The sequence below is a fragment of the Amycolatopsis sp. VC5-11 genome (genome assembly GCF_037034185.1).
Taxonomy (GTDB): Bacteria; Actinomycetota; Actinomycetes; order Mycobacteriales; family Pseudonocardiaceae; genus Amycolatopsis; species Amycolatopsis nivea.
Map to the genome: position 1 here is coordinate 1 of NZ_JBAGKF010000038.1, position 17687 is coordinate 17687.

Here is a 17687-nt window from a genome sequence, read left to right on the forward strand (position 1 = left end):
CTAGCCGGGTGCCGGTAGTTGGCGGAGATTCAGTGGGTTGAAGCTGGTCAGGGGGCATTTGCCATTTAAGGGCGAAAGTTGATCTGGGGTGACTGGCCGTTCAGCGGCGACCGGCTGTTGCCGCTGAACGGCGAACGACCGCGGTGGCAGTTGGTGTCACCGGCTGGCGAGGTCCGGGGCTGTGGGCGTCTGCCGCTTAACGGCAACGATGGTTTCGACGGTTGATTGGCTGCGTCGGGATGCTGGTTCGCCGTTGAGTGGCGAATCTTGTGACGAGCCGTCGTGGCGGTGGCGGACAGCGTGGGGGTTGCCGTTCAGCGGCGAGAGAGCGGAGCAGTTGCCGTTATTCGGCGACGCGGGCGATGAGTTCCGGCAGGCGTCCGGTGGCTGCAGCCAGGGCGAGGTGGTCGCCGTAGTCGCGGGATTCGACGATCTGGCCGTCTCGGATGCGCATGACGAAGATGTTGTTCACCTGGAACGGAGTCCTGGAGCTGGTTTCGCCTACGTAGGTCGATTCGCCGATGACGACTTCGGGGTCGGTGCTCAGGTGGAGCACCAGGTCGGTCACCTCGATGCGGAAGGCTGCTGCGGCACCGGCGGCGAAGTGGGTTCGCAGGTCGTCTCGGGTGCGGAGGATGGGGGCACCGGGCAGGAACGGGTGGCGGACATCGGTTTTTGCCGCATAGAGGTCGGGGAGTTCGGACCAGCGTCCGTCGGCGACGCCGAAGACGACTCGTTGGAATACGCCTTCGCGGCTGTTCGGGGAGAAGAGTTCAGTCGGGCGCGGAGCGATGGGGCGTGGTTCGTAAGCGGGCGCTTGGGCGTATGCCGCGTCTAGGCCGGCGGTCGCGTTTTGGATCACGGCTAGGCGCAGGTAGTCGTGATAGTCGCGGGTGTGCGTAAGGAGTCCGTCGCGGGCGCGGAGGACTTGGATGTTGGCGGTCTCGGTGGTCCGGCCGGTTTTTCGCGATTCGGCGGTGTACTGGTATTCGGCCACGATGACGTCGGGGGCGGTGGTGTCGTGGATGGTCACGTCGTGGCGTTTGAGGCGAAGGGTTTGGCCCAGGCCGCTGACGAAACGGTCGTGCACTGCGGCGCGGCCTTCCAAGCGTCCGGGCCTGGGGACTGCGGTGGGGTGTTCCACGACGGTGTCTTCGGAGTAGAGGCGTGCGAGGTCGGCGAAGCGGCCGTCGGTGATTCCGGTGGAGAGCTGGTCGAACAGGTCGCGTGCAGTCGGCATGAGGGTCTCCGCGGGGTCGGTTAACCGGAGTCTGTAGTCCGTTACGATACGGACTACAGACTCCGGTTGTCTACCGGCCGGGAGTTGCCGATTAGTGGCGACTGAGGCGGTGCAGCAGTTCTTGAGCGGCGGGGCTGTCGCAGGCTTCTGCCCAGCCTTCGGGAGTGCTGTCCCAGAGAGCGTCGCGGGCGGTGAGGTCGGCGCCGGCGTTTACGAGGAGTTCGATGACGTCCAGTCGGTTGCTTTGGGCGGCCAGGTGCAGCGCCGTGACGCCGACTCCGTGGCGTGGGCCGCCGAAGGTGCCGACGTGGTTGACGTTTGCGCCCAGTGACAGCAGGGTTTCTGTTGCCGCTGAGTGGCCACACGTCGCTGCCCAGGTGAGGGCGGTGCCGCGGTAGACGTCGGCGTCCAGGTTCGCGCCGCGTGACGCCAGGGTGCGGAGTGCGGTTGTTTGGTTGTTGCGGGCGGCCCAGGCTAGGGATTCGTCGAGGATCTCGGTCGGGTCGTTTGTCGGCTGCCAGAAGGGAAAACCGCTGTGCGGACGGTAGAACTCACGGTGTGCGCCGGCTGCTGGAGAAAGAGTCCCCTTTGGACTGACGAGTTCATCCAGTAGTGCGTCGTCGCCGAGACCGGCTGCGACGCGCAGGTTGCGAGGGGACCGTTCGTGCGTTGCCAGTTTTTCGGCAACAGCGCGATTTCCCCAAAATAGAGCCACAATGAGCGGGGTTCCGCCGTCGCCGCGGCCGGAGACGGCCAAGGGTGCGCCGGCGTTGATCAAGAGGTCGGCGATCAGTGGTAAATTGCTGTAGGCGGCTTGGTGCAAGGCAGTCCAACCGTGTGCGTTGGCTCGTGCGGGATCGGCACCGTGGGCGAGCAGGACGCGGACGAGGCGTTCGTCATGGGTCGCGGAGGCCATGCCGAGCAGATCGTTCCCGTTGGTGCCGCGTGCGTGGGCAAGGTGCGGGGCTTCGGTGAGCAGTGCGGTCAGGCCGTCCAAGTCTCGGGCTTCTACCAGCTGATACGCCCGGGCGAACGGTTCGCCGTTTTTCGGCAAATTCTCGACGTGGGTCTTCAGCGCCCGCCATGTCGGGAAGCCGTGCTCGCGGGCGATGACGGTTCGCGCGCCGGTGCGGGTCAGCGGCTGTTCGTGCCGTTCGAAGGCGGCGCGGGCGTCGGGAGTGCCGTCTTCGGCTGAGGCGAGGAGGCCGACGGCGCGGCCGCGGTAGTACTCGACGTCCTGGTGGTAGGCGTGCTGGACGTCCGGTCCGTGCTCGGCGATTCGGCGGACGTACGCCTGAAGCTGTGGCCAGCTGGGGAATCCGTAGCGGCGGGCGAGCCGGAACTGCGCTTCCGACAGTGCGACCGCATCCGCGCGGGCGAGTTCCTTCGCCTGCTTGCGCAGCTGACCGAGGTCGGGGTTGGCGGGCAAGGCCGTCATCAGGGAGTCCTTCCTTCCCTTGTGCGCCCCGTGGTCCGCCGGCACCGGGCAGGGAAGAAGGAGAAGCTCGGCAACTCGTAGTACGGGGGTGGGCTCAGCCCTTTCCGCGGACAGGACGCGGCCCCTGCCGCGCGAGGACAACTGTAACTCAAAAGGGTCAACGTCCGCCGGTGATGACGCTGACTGCGATGCCGAGCGTGGCCGTGTTGTACATGAATGACAGGACGCTGTGGGCGAGGACGAGGGAACGGATCGACGTCGTCCTCGTTTCGACGTCCGAGACGGCGAAGCTCGTTCCGATGGTGAACGCGAAATAGGTGAAATCGGCGAGCGTGGGACGTTCCGTTTCAGGGAAGCGGAAGTGCTGCGTCGGGAGGCTGTCGTAGTACTTCTGGGCGTAGCGTTCCGCGTAACCGAAGTGCAGGATCGCCCAGGCCAGCAGGACTGCGGGGACACCGACGATTCTCGCCACGACCGGGTCGATGCCCGCTGTTTCCGGCAAGACGATCGAAAGTCCGGCGGTGACGCCGACCAGGCTGGTTAACAGGGTGAACAGGAGTCCCAGTCGACGGCCAAGAACGCCTTTGAGCCACCGGGCGTCGGTGTGGTCTTTTTTCCGGCTGCGGGACACGCGCGCGATCCGGATGCCGAGGTAGATCAGCGCGAGCAGATCCCAGGAGAGAAGGGCGAGGACGTTGTCGTCCTGGATGAAGGTGACGATCCCCAGCGCCAGCAGGACCAGTTCGACCGTCCGGGACGCGGCGATGGCGAGCTTCGTGAACACCGGCGGCTCCCGGGGCGAACGCGGGCGAGTCGTCTCGCGAAGATAACAGCGGGTGGTGGCCGCTGAACGGCGAAACGGTCCCGCCGGGGTCGCCCGTTCAGGGGAAGTGTTCGCCGGGAGCACTGCGGCGGGCGCGGAAGCGGGAGAATGTCGGTGATGAACGGAAAAGTGCCCGTATGCAGGGGATGAACGGATTCGCCGTTTAGTGGCGAATCCGTGGTGAGCAGGGGATTCGGCGTCCGAGGGGCGGCTTCGGCGAGTGCGGGGCCGAACCGGTAGCCGGGTTCGGCGGAGATCTCGTGAGTAAGCCGAGTGGGGCTTTCGCGGGAAGCGCCGAAAGCCCCACCGGGGAATCAGGGAACCAGGTCGGCGAGGCGACACCAGCCGTCCACTGGGATCTCCGGTCCGTCGCCGAGAACTTGGACGCAGACGTGGTCCGCGCCGGCGTCGAGGTGTGCGCGGATTCGGTCGGCGACTTCCTGCTCGCTGCGGTAGGCCACGATCGCGTCGACCAGGCGGTCGCTGCCGCCGCCGGCTAGGTCTTCCTCGGTGTAGCCGAGGCGGCGCAGATTCGCTCTTTGGTGTGGGGCGAGCCGCACGTAGCCGGCGACGTGTTCGCGGGCGATTCGCCGCGCCCGCAACGGGTCCGGGTCGAGGACGACGGCTTGTTCGGCGGCGAGGTACGCGTCGGGTCCCATCGTTTCCCTGGCGAATGCGGTGTGCTCTGGAGGTACGAAGTACGTGTGTGCGCCGTCGGCCTGGGTCGCCGCGAGTTTCAGCATTTTCGGGCCGAGGGCGGCTAGAAGCCGACGTGGCCGGGCGTTGGAAGCAAAGTCCAGGTCGGCTGCGTCCATGGCGTCGAGGTAGTCCTGCATCGCGCTGCCTCCGCCGCCGGGCCGATGTCCGCCCAAGCCCAGCGTGAACCGTCCTGGGTGCGCCTCGGCCAGCGTCCGTCCAGCAGCTTCGGCGGACGCTGCTGACCGTTCGGAGAAGCGTGCGATCCCCGTCGCCACAGTCAACGTCGTGGTCGCCTCGAGCAGTAGCGCGGCCTGCGTGAGCGCCTCTCGGCCGCGGTATTCGCCGAACCACAGGGCAGTGAAACCCAGCGATTCGACCTCGCGGGCGGCCGTGCGTAATTCGCCGACTTCCTTGCCGTCAAAGGCAAACGTCCAGATCCCGACGGTCATCGGGTCCCGCCTTCCGCGGCGGCGGGAAGCTTCGCGAACAGATCCACATCAGACTCCAAGAAGGTCCTGGCCGCGGAAGCGCGGCGTGATCCCGGCGCAGCCAAGGCTGATACGTCCACTGAGGACGCACCGCAGAACCAGAGGCTGCCTCCGGTTAATGTACGGAGGAGGCCTCCGATTTGTCACGGGATAAACTCGGACCCGAGATGACCGACGTCAAGCCGATGCGCGCGGACGCCCGCCGCAACTACGACCGCCTGCTGGCCGAAGCGAGGCGCGCCTTCGCCGAACGCGGCGTCGACGCCTCGCTCGAAGACGTCGCCCGCAGCGCCGGCGTCGGGATCGGCACCCTCTACCGCCACTTCCCGACCAGGGAAGACCTGATCGAGACGCTGCTGCGGGACCGGTTCGACACCCAGGCGGAAAAGGCGCGTGAGCTGCTGCTCGCCGACGATCCGCTCGACGGGCTGTACACCTGGCTGATCGGCTTCGGCGAAACGTCCGCCGTTTACCGCGGGCTTACCGAAATGCTGGCCCACGCGTTCGACGATCCGAAGTCGCGGCTGCACGCCTCCTGCGAAGCGATGCGGGAAGCCGCGTCTCACCTAGTGGACAGGGCGCAAGCGGCCGGCGTTTTCCGCGCCGACGTGACGGTCCGGGAGCTGCTTTTGTTGCTGCACGGCGCTTCCTGGGCCGGATCCCACCTTCCGGGAGAAGGCGGTACAGAGCGCCTGATGGGGCTTGTCTTCACCGGATTACGAACAAGTGAACAGCGGGGGCAGCGGGCTGTCAGTGCCCCGCGTTAAACTCCCGCCAGTCCGGGCACAACGACGTGCGCCGCGAGAGAGCGTCCTCGATTTCGTGACCAGATAGTGGGAGCCGCATCGTGACCAAGCCCAGCAAACCCGTAGTCCTCATCGCGGAGAAGCTCGCGCCCTCCGTGCTGAGTGTGTTCGGTGACGAGGTAGAGGTCCGGCACGTGGACGGCACCGACCGTCCCGCTCTGCTCGAGGCGGTGAAGAGCGCCGACGCGCTTTTGGTCCGATCCGCCACCAAGGTCGACGCCGAGGTGCTCGGGGCGACCACTCAGCTGAAGGTCGTCGCCCGCGCGGGCGTCGGCCTGGACAACGTCGAGGTCCCGGCTGCCACCGAGCGCGGCGTGCTCGTGGTGAACGCGCCCACGTCGAACATCGTCTCCGCCGCCGAGCACGCGGTCGCGCTGCTGCTCGCGGTCGCCCGTCGCGTTCCCGCCGCCGACCAGAGCCTGCGCGGCGGCGAGTGGAAGCGCAGCTCGTTCTCCGGCGTCGAGATCAACGGCAAGACGGTCGGCGTCGTCGGGCTCGGCAAGATCGGTCAGCTGTTCGCGCAGCGGCTCGCGGCGTTCGGCGCGAAGCTCATCGCATACGACCCCTACGTCTCGGCCGCGCGCGCCGGCCAGCTGGGCATCGAGCTGGTCACCCTCGACGAGCTGCTGGAACGCGCGGACGCGATCTCCATCCACCTGCCGAAGACGCCGGAGACCAAGGGCCTCATCGACGCCGAGGCGCTCAAGAAGACCAAGCCAGGCGTGATCATCGTCAACGCCGCCCGCGGCGGTCTGATCGTCGAGGAAGCGCTGGCCGACGCGGTGCGCAGCGGCCACGTGGGCGGCGCGGGCATCGACGTGTTCGTCACCGAGCCGACCACTGAGAGCCCGCTGTTCAACCTGCCGAACGTCGTCGTCACGCCGCACCTCGGCGCGTCCACCGCCGAGGCGCAGGACCGCGCGGGCACGGACGTGGCGCGTTCGGTGCTGCTGGCGCTGCGCGGCGACTTCGTGCCGGACGCGGTGAACGTGTCCGGCGGGGGCGCGGTCGGCGAGCACGTGCGGCCGTACCTGTCGCTCACCCAGAAGCTCGGCCAGGTGTTGACCGCGCTGAACCCGAAGGCTCCGACGTCGCTGACCGTCGAGGTCAAGGGCGAGATCTCCAGCGAAGACACCGCGGTGCTGCAGCTGGCGGCGCTGCGCGGGCTGTTCGCGGGCGTGGTCGAGGACCAGGTCACCTTCGTCAACGCGCCGCGGCTGGCCGAGGAGCTCGGCGTGCAGGCGGAGCTGGTTTCCGAGTCGGAGAGCCCGAAGTTCCGCAGCCTGGTCACGCTCCGCGCGGTGCACGGCGACGGCGGGACGCTCACCGTGTCCGGTTCGGTCACCGGCAAGGACGAGGTCGAGAAGATCGTCGAGGTCAAGGGCAGGCACTTCGACCTCCGCGCCGAGGGCGACGTGCTCGTGATCGAGTACCCGGACCGCCCGGGCGTCATGGGCCGCGTCGGCACGCTGCTCGGCGAGGCCGGCATCAACATCGAGGCCGCGCAGATCAGCCAGAGCACGGACGGTTCCGACTCGATCATGCTGCTGCGCGTCGACCGGCACGTGGACGCTAACGTCCTCGAGCCGATCGGAGCCACCGTCGGCGCGCACACCATCCGCGCCGTCGACTTCAGCTAGTCCCGATTTCGCCGAACGGCCCCTTTCCCGGACTCCCGGGGAAGGGGCCGTTCTGTCGTTCGCCCACACCGGCAACATTCGGGTAACGGAGCTTTTTCCGCACGAAAGTAGGGGTTTCGGACAGTTAGGTTCTTGCCGCGAGGCTGAACCACGCGCCGTGAGAGCACGGTGCGGCGCCGGTGCTCACCGTCGGGGGTGCGAATGGGGAGCGCGGGCAGGTTCGTGATCCGGGCCTCGAGAAGGGGTTACTCATGAGCAGAACCCGGTTGCCCGGGTGGGCTGCCCGCTCGGTGGTCGTGGGTTCCGCGGTGGTGCTGGCGGCGGCTGTCGCCGTGCCCGCGGCGTCCGCGCAGGGCGCGCCGCTTGCCGAGCCGGTCGCTCCGGTGAAGGTCGACGCGAGCAAGGTCCAGGGCAAGCTTTCGCCCCGGCTGAGCGCGGCCCAGGGGCAGATCACCGCGTTCGTCGAGCTGGCCAAAAAGCCCGCGGTGGACGCGTTCAAGGAGGAGCAGGGCAAGGGCAAGGAGAAGGCCAAGCAGGCAGCGAAGGCGGCCAAGGCCGACGTCGCCGCGGCGGTCAGCTCCGTCGTCGGGCAGCTGCGGTCCGCGGACGCGGGCACGAAGCTGGTCACCCAGACGGCCAACGCGGTGCCCGGCGCCGTCGTCACCGCGGACGCGGCCAAGATCCGCCAGCTCGCGGAACGGCCGGACGTCGTCTCGGTGCGCACGGTCGTGCCGAAGAACCGCACCAACGCCAGCGCCGAACAGCTCACCAACACGCTTGCCAGCTGGCAGAAAACCGGCAAGTTCGGCGACAACATCCGCGTCGGCGTGATCGACGACGGCATCGACTACACCCACGCCGACTTCGGCGGGCCGGGCACGCCCGAGGCGTACAAGGCGGTCGACCGCGCCAAGCCGTCGCCGCTGTTCCCGAGCGCCAAGGTGGTCGGCGGCACCGACCTCGTCGGCGACGACTACGACTCGGCGGGCAAGACCGGTTCGCCGACGCCGGTGCCGGACCCCAACCCGATCGCGTGCGGCGAGCACGGCACGCACGTCGCGGGCACGATCGGCGGCTTCGGCGTGAACGCCGACGGCAGCACGTTCACCGGCGACTACAAGAAGCTGAACAAGAAGACGCTCGACGCCATGCGGATCGGGCCGGGCACCGCGCCGAAGGCTTTGCTGTACGCGATCAAGGTGTTCGGCTGCAAGGGTTCCACGAACGTCACGTCGCAGGCGCTGGACTGGGCGCTCGACCCGGACGGCGACGGCGACTTCACCGATCACCTCGACGTCGTGAACCTGTCGCTGGGCAGCGACTTCGGCGCTCCGGACGACCCGGACTCGCTGTTCGTGCGCAAACTCGCGCAGAACAACGTACTGCCGGTGATCTCGGCGGGCAACGGCGGCGACATCAACGACATCGCCGGTTCGCCGGGCAACACCCCGGAAGCGCTCACCGTGGCCAGCAGCCGCGACGCGGGCGAGCTGCGGGACGCGATCGAGGTCAAGGCCCCGACCGCCGGTCAGCAGCCTGGCCAGTACAGCCAGGAGTACACCGGCTACGACACCCTCGACCTCACCGCTCCGGTGGTGCCGATCTCGGCGAGCAACAACGCCGGTTGCGCCGCCTATGCGGCTGAGGACAAGGCAAAGGTCGCGGGCAAGATCGCGTGGCTGGAGTGGGACGACAACGACGCCACCCGTCCGTGCGGTTCCGCGGCGCGGGCTAACAACGCGCAGGCCGCGGGTGCCAAGGGCGTGCTGCTTTCGTCCACTGTGGAGCATTTCGGCGCGGGCATCGCTGGCAACGCGGCCGTTCCGATGTTCCAGCTCACCGGCAAGGCCACCCAGGCCGTGCGGGCGGGCCTGAGCGCGGGCACGCTGACCGTGCGGCTGTACGGAGCCGGCCGGACCACGCTGCAGACCTATGACCAGTCCATCGTGGACACTCCCAGCTCGTTCACCTCGCGCGGCGGACGCGGTCCGTCGGTGAAGCCGGACGTCGCCGCGCCTGGCGACACGATCACGTCGGCGTTCCGCGGCAGCGGCAACGAGCGGCTGGTCATCTCGGGCACGTCGATGGCCGCGCCGCACACGTCGGGCATCACGGCGCTGGTCCGCCAGGCGCACCCGGACTGGAGCGTCGAAGAGGTCAAGGCCGACGTCGTGGGCACCGCGGTGCACGACATCACCGACGGGGCCGGGCATACCTACGGCCCGCAGCGGGTCGGGGCCGGCCGGATCGACGCGAAAGCCGCGCTGGACAACCAGGTTCTCGCGTATGTGCAGGACGACCCGGGCGCGGTGAGCGTCACGTTCGGCACCGTCGAGGCGGCTGGGCCGGTCACCTTGAGCAAGACGATCAAGGTGGTCAACAAGGGCGTCAAGGCGGCCGAGTACTCGGTGGGCTACGAGGCGGTCAACAGCCTGCCCGGCGTTGAGTACACAGTGGACAAGAGCTCGGTGAAGCTGAACCCGCGCGGGGTCGCGACGGTGAAGGTGACGCTGAAGATCACTGACCCGAAGGCGCTGCGCAAGGTTCTCGACCCGACCATGGCGGCTTCGCAGGCCGGGCTCGCCCGGCAGTTCGTGGCGGACGCCTCGGGCCGGGTCGCGTTCACCCCGAAGAACGGCGCGACCGTTCCGCTGCGGGTGGCCGTGTACTCGTCGCCGAAGCCGGTTTCGGCGATCACCACCCCGGCCGGCGTGCGCTTCGGAGCGAACGCCGACCAGGCCGTGCTGAACCTCGGTGGCAAGGGCATCGACCAGGGCAGCGGCTCCCAGCGGTACCGCTCGCTGATCAGCGTCCTCGAGTTGCAGGCCGAATCGCCGCAGCTGCCGGAATGCGACTCGCACGTCACGTCCGACTGCACCCTCAACCGCACCGCGAAGGGCGGCGACCTGCGCTACGTCGGCGCGGCGTCGACGGCCCCGCTCGCCAAGGCGCAGGGGGAGCCGGAGAACGCGACGCTGGCGTTCGGCATCACCACCTGGAGCGATTTCGCGAACCTCGGCAGCAATACGGTGCCGTTCGTGGACATCGACACCACCGGCGACGGCAAGCCGGACTTCGAAACCTTCGTGACGAAGGCGACGGGGTCGGACGTGCTGCTCGTCAACACGGTGTCGCTGACCAAGCCGGGCAACCCGTCGGTGGACCTGCAGGCGATCAACGGGCAGCTCGGCGACGTCGACACCAACGTGTTCGACTCGAACGTGATGGTGCTGCCGGTCAGCATCGCCGCGCTCGGCATCGACCCGAAGGAGGCGTCGCACCGGATCAGCTACACGGTCGGCACCGCCGGGTACTACGTCGCTCCGGGTACCTCGAACGGGTTGATCGACCAGGTCAGCACTCCGCTGTCGTTCGATGTGCTCGCACCGGCGTACTCCGCGCAGGGCGGCGGCGACGCGGCGCTGGGCTACGTCGCCAAGCCGGGCACGGCTCTGGTGGTCAACCGCAACAAGGCCGCTGTCGCCGGGGACAAGGCGAAGGGCCTGCTGGCGATCGAGCACCACAACGCGGCCGGGCAGCGCGCCTCGGTCGTGCGGATCGAATCGCAGTTCCCGCGCGGCTGACCTGGTTCACCCTTTGAGGGGAACTTGAAGGGTGCCGCGCAGGCGGCCGCATAGCGGGACGCGGGGGCTTGCCCAGGCTGTCCGGCCTGGGCAAGCCCCCGTTTCCGTTCGCCCGAACGGGTGTCTCACCCTGTGGGAGGATGCGGCATAAGGGTGGTGCGGCTACGGCACCTTGTCTACGGCCGGTAACCTTCCGCTGCTGGCGTTTTTGTGCGAATGGGCCATCGGTGCGCCCGGTGGCCTGGGCTACGGAGGTGTGTGGATGCGGCTCGCGGTGATCCCAGGGGACGGGATCGGGCCCGAGGTGGTCTCCGAGGCGCTCAAGGTGCTCGGTGAGGTAGCACCGGCGGCGGAGATCACGAACTACGACCTCGGCGCCTCGCGGTGGCACGCCACCGGGGAGCTGCTCCCGGAGTCGGTGCTCGGCGAACTGCGCCAGCACGACGCGATCCTGCTCGGCGCGGTCGGCGACCCGACGGTGCCCAGCGGAATCCTCGAGCGCGGCCTGCTGCTGCGGCTGCGGTTCGAGCTGGACCACCACGTGAACCTGCGCCCGGCGCGGCTGTACCCCGGAGTGCGCGGCCCGCTGGCCGACGCCGGGGACGTCGACATGGTCGTGGTGCGCGAAGGCACCGAAGGCCCGTACGCGGGCAACGGCGGTCTGCTGCGCAAGGACACCGAGCACGAGATCGCCACCGAGGTCAGCGTCAACACGGCCTTCGGCGTGCGACGCGTGGTCGCGGACGCGTTCAACCGCGCCGAAGAGCGGCCGCGCAAGCACCTCACGCTCGTGCACAAGACCAACGTGCTGGAGCACGCCGGTTCGCTGTGGTCGCGGATCGTCGAAGAGGTTTCGCTGGAGCACCCGGACGTCACCGTCGCGTACTCGCACGTGGACGCCGCCACGATCCACCTGGTCACCGACCCGTCGCGGTTCGACGTGATGGTCACCGACAACCTCTTCGGCGACATCATCACCGACCTCGCGGCCGCGGTTACCGGCGGCATCGGCCTCGCGGCCAGCGGGAACCTCGACATCACGCGCCGGAACCCGAGCATGTTCGAGCCGGTGCACGGCAGCGCCCCGGACATCGCCGGCCAGGGCCTCGCGGACCCGACCGCCGCGGTGCTGTCGGTGTCGCTCCTCCTGGACCACCTCGGCCAGAAGGAAGCGGCGCGGCGGATCGAGGCCTCGGTGGCGTTCGATCTCGCCACGCGCGACCAGTCGTCCCCCGGCGCGACCCAGGCGATCGGCGACCGCCTCGCGGCGCTCGTCTCGTCCAACGCGCGTCAGGCCGGCTGACCGCCTGATTTTTTCGGACCCCCGCCGCGGAAGCCGGTCGAATTCCGGCGCTGACCCGCAACGGTAGGCCTTCGGCTCCCTCTCCCGGGAACCGAAGGCGAGCCCGATACCGGCGGAGGTTCCTCGAACCTCGTCCCCTCCCGTCGTGGTCTGCGGGAGACGACACTCCCGCCGCCGGCGGCTGCCGTCTTTTGCGGGCCCAATGTCTCGATTGGGTCGTCGCCGGTGGTTTTTTCTGAAGGACGTTCTGCTTCTCCCGAGCCCGTGGTCGACGAGGCCGGGGATTCCCCGGTTTCCGGCGACGGTGGTTCTGGTGTTTCGCCGTCCAGCGGCGATGGCGGTACGCGCGGCTCGAGCCGACCGGGTGGTCCTCCTGCTACGGCGGGTTCGCCACTTCGTGGTAACTCGGGGCAGCGCGGCGAGTCGCCGATCGGTGAGTTGCAGGCCGACAACTCGGCTCGCCGTGAGTTGGGTGGCTCCGGGGCTCGCGATGCCTCGCCGTTGGATGGCCAATCCTCGGGGGAGGGGCGGGGTTCGCCGTTGAGTGGCGAACCTCAGCGCCGACCGGTTGTGTCGCCGTGGACTGGCGAATCTCAGAGCCAGCGGGTGACGTCGCCGTTGAGTGGCGAACCCGAGGGCGAGCGGGCGGCGTCGCCGTTGAGTGGCGAATCCCCGGGCGAACGGGCTGTGTCGCTGTCGAGTGGCGAACTCGAGAGCCAGCGGGTTGTGTCGCCGCAGATTGGCGAACCTGAGAGCCAGCCGGTTACGTCGCCATTGAGCGGCGAACCCGAGAGCGAGCGGGCTGCGTCGCCGTTGAATGGCGAACCCCAGCACAAGCAGGTTGTGTCGCCGTGGACTGGCGAATCGCAGGGCCAGCAGGCTGCGTCGCTGTTGAGTGGCGAATCCCAGGAGGGGGCGGTAGCCGTTCAGCGGCGGCGGCCGTTGACGCCGGTGCTGCTCGGGCTTGGGGTGGCGTTGCTCGGGTCGATTGTCATCGCTGTCGGGATCGGGACGGTGGCGGTACCGGTCACTCACACGTGGGCCTTTCTCCGCGCGGGGCTGTTCGGCGGGACGATCAGCCCGGACGAGGTCGGGGAGTACCGGATCATCTGGGACCTTCGGCTTCCTCGCGTTCTGCTCGCTGTGGTCGTCGGCGCGGGGTTGGCGACAGTGGGCGTCGCAATTCAAGCGATGGTGCGCAACGCGCTCGCCGAGCCGTACGTGCTGGGGATTTCTTCTGGCGCGTCTGTCGGCGCGACGGCGGTGACGTTGTTCGGCGTCTTCGCGTCGCTCGGGATCTACGCGTTGTCGGTCGGGGCGTTCGTGGCCGCGCTCGCTGCGACTTTGATCGTTTATCTCGTCGCCCGTACGCGGCAAGGACTCACACCGCTGCGTCTGGTGCTCACCGGAACGACGTTGTCTTATGGGTTTTTCGCGATCACCACGGTCATCGTCTTCCAGGCACCGAACGGCGAGGCCGCGCGGTCGGCGCTGTTTTGGCTTCTCGGCAGTCTCGCCGGCGCGAATTGGGGCACGCTGCCGATCGCCGCGATCGTGGTGGTCGGCGGGGTTTTGTTGTTGCTGGCGCTGGCCGGACGGCTCAACGCGCTCGCCATGGGCGACGAAGCGGCGACGACCCTTGGCGTTGACGTCGGGAAACTGCGGATCCTCCTGTTCATCGTTTGCGCCGCCATGACGGGGGTTCTGGTGGCGGTGAGCGGGGCGATCGGATTTGTCGGGCTGATCCTTCCGCATCTGGTGCGGTTGGTCGTCGGTGCGGATCATCGTCGGGTACTTGCCGTGGCACCGCTGGCCGGCGCGGTTTTCCTGGTGTGGGTGGACGTCGCGGCGCGGGTGCTCGCTGCACCCGAGGAGTTGCCGATCGGGGTACTGACCGCGGCGGTCGGGGTACCGGCCTTCCTGCTGTTGATGCGCCGTCGAGCCTACGTGTTCGGAGGTGCGTGAATGGACCTCTCGCTCAACGGCGTCAGCGTGACCGCAGCCGGTCGCACGCTGGTCGAAGATGTGACCCTCGAAGCACGGCAAGGTCAGTTCGTCGGACTGCTCGGCCCGAACGGCAGCGGAAAGTCGACGACCTTGCGCGCCGTCTGCCAAGTGCTCAAGCTGTCGGCCGGAGCTGTTTTGGTCGACGGTCGACCGCTGGACGGTCTGGCACCGCGGAAGCGGGCGCGCGCGATCGCCGCGGTCGCGCAGGAATCGCACGCGGAGTTCGACTTCACCGTCGCCGAAGTGGTGGCGATGGGTCGAATGCCGCATCACGGCCTGCTCGACCGCATGAGCGCGACCGACCACCGGTTGTGCGCCGACGCGCTGGATCAAGTGGGTCTGTCGCACCTGGCCGAGCGAGGCGTGCTCACCTTGTCCGGCGGCGAACGGCAACGGGTGCTGATCGCGCGTGCACTCGCGCAGCAGCCCCGGATCCTGGTGCTCGACGAGCCGACTAACCATCTCGACATCCGGCACCAGCTCGAAGTCCTCGCGCTCGCACGCACCAGCGGACCTACGGTGCTGGCCGCACTTCACGACTTGAACCTCGCCGCCGCCGTGTGCGACGTGGTGCACGTGCTCGACCACGGCCGTCTCGTCGCGAGCGGAACCCCGGCCGAGGTGCTCACGCCCGCTCTGCTCGCCGAGGTGTTCGGCGTGCGCGGGCATGTGGTGCCGCATCCCGCTACGGGCCGTCCGCAGTTGTTGTTCGACCTGCTCGAGTCCCAGGAGGACAGTCATGCGTAGGACAGTCGCGTTGCTCGTGATGGTCGCCCTCGTCGCCACCGGATGCGGCGCTCAAGTGTCCGAAGGGGACAGTCGAGCGGCCCCGGCCGGGTTTCCGGTGACGGTGACCAATTGCGGTTCGTCGTTGACCGTGTCCAAACCTCCTTCTCGGGTCGTGACGAATGACATCGGCATCACCGAGTTGATGTTCGCGCTCGGCCTGGGCGACCGGATGGCCGGTTACGTGGTCGACAAAGGACAGTCCGGCGGCGTCGCCTCGTCGCCATGGAAAGCAGATTTCGCCAAGGTGCCCAAGCTCGCGGAGAAGATCAACCGTGAGGTGGTGCAGGGCGCGGGAGCGGACCTCGTGTTCGCGGGCTGGAACTACGGCTTCTCGGAAGCAACCGGGTTCACTCCGGACTCCCTCGCGAAGCTGAGCATCTCCAGCTACTTGCTCACCGAGGCCTGCCGCAACGGCAATGGCAAGCAACGGGGCATCATGAGACCGCTCGACGCGCTGTACACAGATATGCGCAATCTGGGGAAAATTTTCGGAATCAGTGATCGTGCAGAACGTTTGATCGAAGAGTACCGCGCACGGGTCGCCGCTGTCACGAACGCGGTCCCGGCCGGACGGCCGAAACCCAAGGTGTTCCTCTACGACGACGGCCGTGACCAGCCATTCACCTCCGGACGGAACGCGGGACCGGACGAAATCATCACCAAATCGGGTGGTGCCAACATCTTCGCCGACCTCAACGACAGCTGGACCAGTGTCAGCTGGGAAGCCGTGATCCAGCGAGCGCCGGACGTCATCCTCATCAACGACTACGGCGGCGAGGTCGGCAGTGTGGCCGAGAAGGAGAACTTCCTCCGCTCGCGTCCTGGTCTGCGCGACATCCCGGCGGTGAAGAAGGGACGCTTCTTCGCGCTGCCGTACGCGGCTTTGGTGGAGGGGCCGCGAAATGCGGCCGCGGTCGAGGAATTCGGCCGCTACCTGGCGAAACTGCCCGGCTGACGACTCTCAGAAGGTGGGATGCTTCGCCCGGCGTTTGGAAGCCGGGCGAAGCTGTGGCATGATGGCCCACATGACCGCCATCTCCGTCATTATTGCCTTGCGCGCCGGATAGACGCTCCACAAGAGCTACCGGCGCGCAACCTCTCGCACCCATGCGGGAGGTTTTTTTGTTGCCTGGACCAGGTTCTGCCCCGCCACAAGGAGAACACCGTGACCCGCACGGAACCCGCCGGCACGCCGCTCGGCGATGCCTTCCACCTCTACGACACCACTTTGCGCGACGGTGCTCAGCGCGAAGGGATCACCTACTCCGTCACGGACAAGCTGGCTGTTGCGCGGCTGTTGGACGAACTGGGTGTCGGGTTCATCGAGGGCGGCTGGCCGGGTGCGTTGCCGAAGGACACGGAGTTCTTTTCCCGCGCGGCACAGGGAGAATTGCCGCTCAAGCACGCTGCGCTCGTCGCGTTCGGATCCACGCGCAAGGCCGGAACCGCGGCTGACAAGGATCCGCAGGTCCGTGCGCTTTTGGATTCGGAGGCCCCGGTCGTCACGTTGGTGGCCAAATCGGACCTTCGGCACATTGAGCGAGCGCTGCGGGTCGACGTCGACGAGGCGTGCGCGATGGTGCGGGACACGGTCGCGTTCCTCGTCGGCGAAGGACGACGCGTTTTCCTTGACGCAGAACACTTTTTCGACGGTTATGCCTTCTCTCCCGAAACCTCGCTGCGGGTGCTCGACGCTGCGGCGCACGCTGGCGCGGACGTTCTCGTGCTGTGCGACACCAACGGCGGGCAGCTGCCACTAGGACTTGCCGAAACCGTAGGCGAGATCAAGGAAAAGACCGGATTCCGACTCGGAATCCATTGCCAGGATGATACTTCCTGTGCCGTGGCGAACTCTGTCGCCGCGGTACAGGCCGGTGCGACGCACGTGCAGTGCACCGCGAACGGCTACGGGGAGCGGGCCGGCAACGCCGACCTGTTCGCCGTAGCGGGAAACCTCGTGACCAAGCTCGGAATGGACGTCCTCCCGACCGGAGGAGCCGCCGAGCTCACTCGCGTCTCCCATGCTTTGGCCGAAATCGCCAACCTCGCACCCGACACCCACCAGGCTTACGTCGGGTCGTCCGCTTTCGCTCACAAGGCGGGGCTGCACGCGAGTGCGATCAAGGTGGATCCGTTGTTGTACAACCACATCGATCCGTCTTCCGTCGGCAATGGCATGCGAGTACTGGTCACGGAGATGGCCGGCAGGGCCAGTCTCGAGCTCAAGGGACGTGAACTCGGGGTCGACCTTGCCGGCCGGCCCGACGCACTCACGAACGCGGTGCGGAAGGTGAAGGAACTCGAATCGGAAGGCTGGTCGTTCGAAGCGGCCGACGCGTCACTGGGGCTGTTGCTGCGTCGCGAGGTCGAGGAGGTTTCCGGCGAAAAGTCGGATCCGCCGCCGTTCGAGCTCGAGTCGTACCGGGTGGTGCTGGACCACCGCCAGGACGGCGAAGTCGTCTCCGAGGCCACGGTGAAGGTGCACGTCGCGGGCGAGCGAGTCATCGCGACTGCTGAAGGGAACGGCCCGGTGCACGCCCTCGACGCGGCGCTGCGCCAGGCGTTGACGCCATATCTGTCCTGGTTGGACAGCATGGAGCTGGCTGATTACAAGGTACGGATCCTGCCGTCGAACCCAGGGACGGACGCTGTCACGCGGGTGCTTCTCGAAACTAGTGACGGCGAACACGAATGGACGACGGTCGGCGTGCACGGCAACATCGTCGAGGCGAGCTGGCTGGCGTTGTGCGACGCGTTGGTGCACAAGAGCCTGGCAGTCGCGGCGGAGCCGTCGGTGCCCGAGGTGGGGGTGGCTGCTGTGGGCGGGTGATTCCGGCTTTTCCTGCGGGGGGCGTTGAGGCTTTCGGGTC

12 protein-coding genes and 1 riboswitch are annotated in these 17687 nt (G+C 67.8%); of the genes, 8 read left to right on the forward strand and 4 right to left on the reverse strand.

Going from position 1 to position 17687, the window contains the following annotated elements; genetic code table 11:
• Positions 1-343 precede the first annotated feature (343 nt).
• From WA670_RS44445 to WA670_RS44460, 4 genes are all read right to left on the reverse strand, one after another.
• Positions 344-1240 carry a nuclear transport factor 2 family protein gene (locus WA670_RS44445; RefSeq protein ID WP_134727826.1) on the reverse strand — a complete coding sequence of 299 codons (897 nt, stop codon included), beginning with the start codon at positions 1238-1240 and terminating at the stop codon, positions 344-346.
• A gap of 91 nt (positions 1241-1331) precedes the next feature.
• Complete coding sequence (locus WA670_RS44450; RefSeq protein WP_336162199.1) at positions 1332-2678, reverse strand: ankyrin repeat domain-containing protein; 1347 nt, start codon at positions 2676-2678, stop codon at positions 1332-1334.
• A 157-nt stretch (positions 2679-2835) separates the two neighbouring features.
• Positions 2836-3462, reverse strand: coding sequence for a DUF1345 domain-containing protein (locus tag WA670_RS44455; protein WP_238607912.1), 627 nt, complete (start codon positions 3460-3462; stop codon positions 2836-2838).
• A 353-nt stretch (positions 3463-3815) separates the two neighbouring features.
• Positions 3816-4649 (reverse strand): TIGR03620 family F420-dependent LLM class oxidoreductase, encoded by an 834-nt coding sequence (locus WA670_RS44460; protein ID WP_037811761.1) that lies wholly within the window; start codon positions 4647-4649, stop codon positions 3816-3818.
• A gap of 206 nt (positions 4650-4855) precedes the next feature.
• On the opposite strand from WA670_RS44460, the gene WA670_RS44465 reads away from it, so the two are divergent.
• From WA670_RS44465 to cimA, 8 genes are all read left to right on the forward strand, one after another.
• Complete coding sequence (locus WA670_RS44465) at positions 4856-5455, forward strand: TetR/AcrR family transcriptional regulator (RefSeq protein WP_037811760.1); 600 nt, start codon at positions 4856-4858, stop codon at positions 5453-5455.
• Positions 5456-5535: 80 nt separating this feature from the next.
• On the forward strand, positions 5536-7134 hold the full coding sequence (serA, locus tag WA670_RS44470) for a phosphoglycerate dehydrogenase (protein ID WP_037811759.1): 1599 nt from the start codon (positions 5536-5538) through the stop codon (positions 7132-7134).
• A 251-nt stretch (positions 7135-7385) separates the two neighbouring features.
• Positions 7386-10718: a S8 family peptidase gene (locus WA670_RS44475; protein WP_037811758.1), complete on the forward strand. Its 3333-nt coding sequence runs from the start codon at positions 7386-7388 to the stop codon at positions 10716-10718.
• A gap of 262 nt (positions 10719-10980) precedes the next feature.
• On the forward strand, positions 10981-12021 hold the full coding sequence (locus WA670_RS44480; RefSeq protein WP_037811756.1) for a 3-isopropylmalate dehydrogenase: 1041 nt from the start codon (positions 10981-10983) through the stop codon (positions 12019-12021).
• Between the two features lie 4 nt (positions 12022-12025).
• Positions 12026-12153: riboswitch (cobalamin riboswitch) on the forward strand.
• Positions 12154-12912: 759 nt separating this feature from the next.
• A complete protein-coding gene (locus WA670_RS44485) occupies positions 12913-13986 on the forward strand; it encodes a FecCD family ABC transporter permease (RefSeq protein ID WP_336162212.1) in 1074 nt (357 codons plus the stop codon).
• Complete coding sequence (locus WA670_RS44490; RefSeq protein ID WP_275293022.1) at positions 13987-14775, forward strand: ABC transporter ATP-binding protein; 789 nt, start codon at positions 13987-13989, stop codon at positions 14773-14775.
• Positions 14768-15772: an ABC transporter substrate-binding protein gene (locus tag WA670_RS44495; RefSeq protein WP_336162202.1), complete on the forward strand. Its 1005-nt coding sequence runs from the start codon at positions 14768-14770 to the stop codon at positions 15770-15772. Before WA670_RS44490 ends, WA670_RS44495 begins: the two co-directional genes overlap by 8 nt.
• 210 nt (positions 15773-15982) lie before the next feature.
• Positions 15983-17647 (forward strand): citramalate synthase, encoded by a 1665-nt coding sequence (cimA, locus tag WA670_RS44500; protein WP_336162214.1) that lies wholly within the window; start codon positions 15983-15985, stop codon positions 17645-17647.
• The last annotated feature ends 40 nt before the right edge of the window (positions 17648-17687 follow it).

What these genes read in the sequence shown, in the direction of transcription:
- WA670_RS44445 (WP_134727826.1), bottom strand. Translation starts at nt 1,240, where the DNA reads ATGCCGACTGCACGCGACCTGTTCGACCAGCTCTCCACCGGAATCACC.
- WA670_RS44450 (WP_336162199.1), bottom strand. Translation starts at nt 2,678, where the DNA reads ATGACGGCCTTGCCCGCCAACCCCGACCTCGGTCAGCTGCGCAAGCAG.
- WA670_RS44460 (WP_037811761.1), bottom strand. Translation starts at nt 4,649, where the DNA reads ATGACCGTCGGGATCTGGACGTTTGCCTTTGACGGCAAGGAAGTCGGC.
- WA670_RS44465 (WP_037811760.1), top strand. Translation starts at nt 4,856, where the DNA reads ATGACCGACGTCAAGCCGATGCGCGCGGACGCCCGCCGCAACTACGAC.
- WA670_RS44475 (WP_037811758.1), top strand. Translation starts at nt 7,386, where the DNA reads ATGAGCAGAACCCGGTTGCCCGGGTGGGCTGCCCGCTCGGTGGTCGTG.
- WA670_RS44480 (WP_037811756.1), top strand. Translation starts at nt 10,981, where the DNA reads ATGCGGCTCGCGGTGATCCCAGGGGACGGGATCGGGCCCGAGGTGGTC.
- WA670_RS44490 (WP_275293022.1), top strand. Translation starts at nt 13,987, where the DNA reads ATGGACCTCTCGCTCAACGGCGTCAGCGTGACCGCAGCCGGTCGCACG.
- WA670_RS44495 (WP_336162202.1), top strand. Translation starts at nt 14,768, where the DNA reads ATGCGTAGGACAGTCGCGTTGCTCGTGATGGTCGCCCTCGTCGCCACC.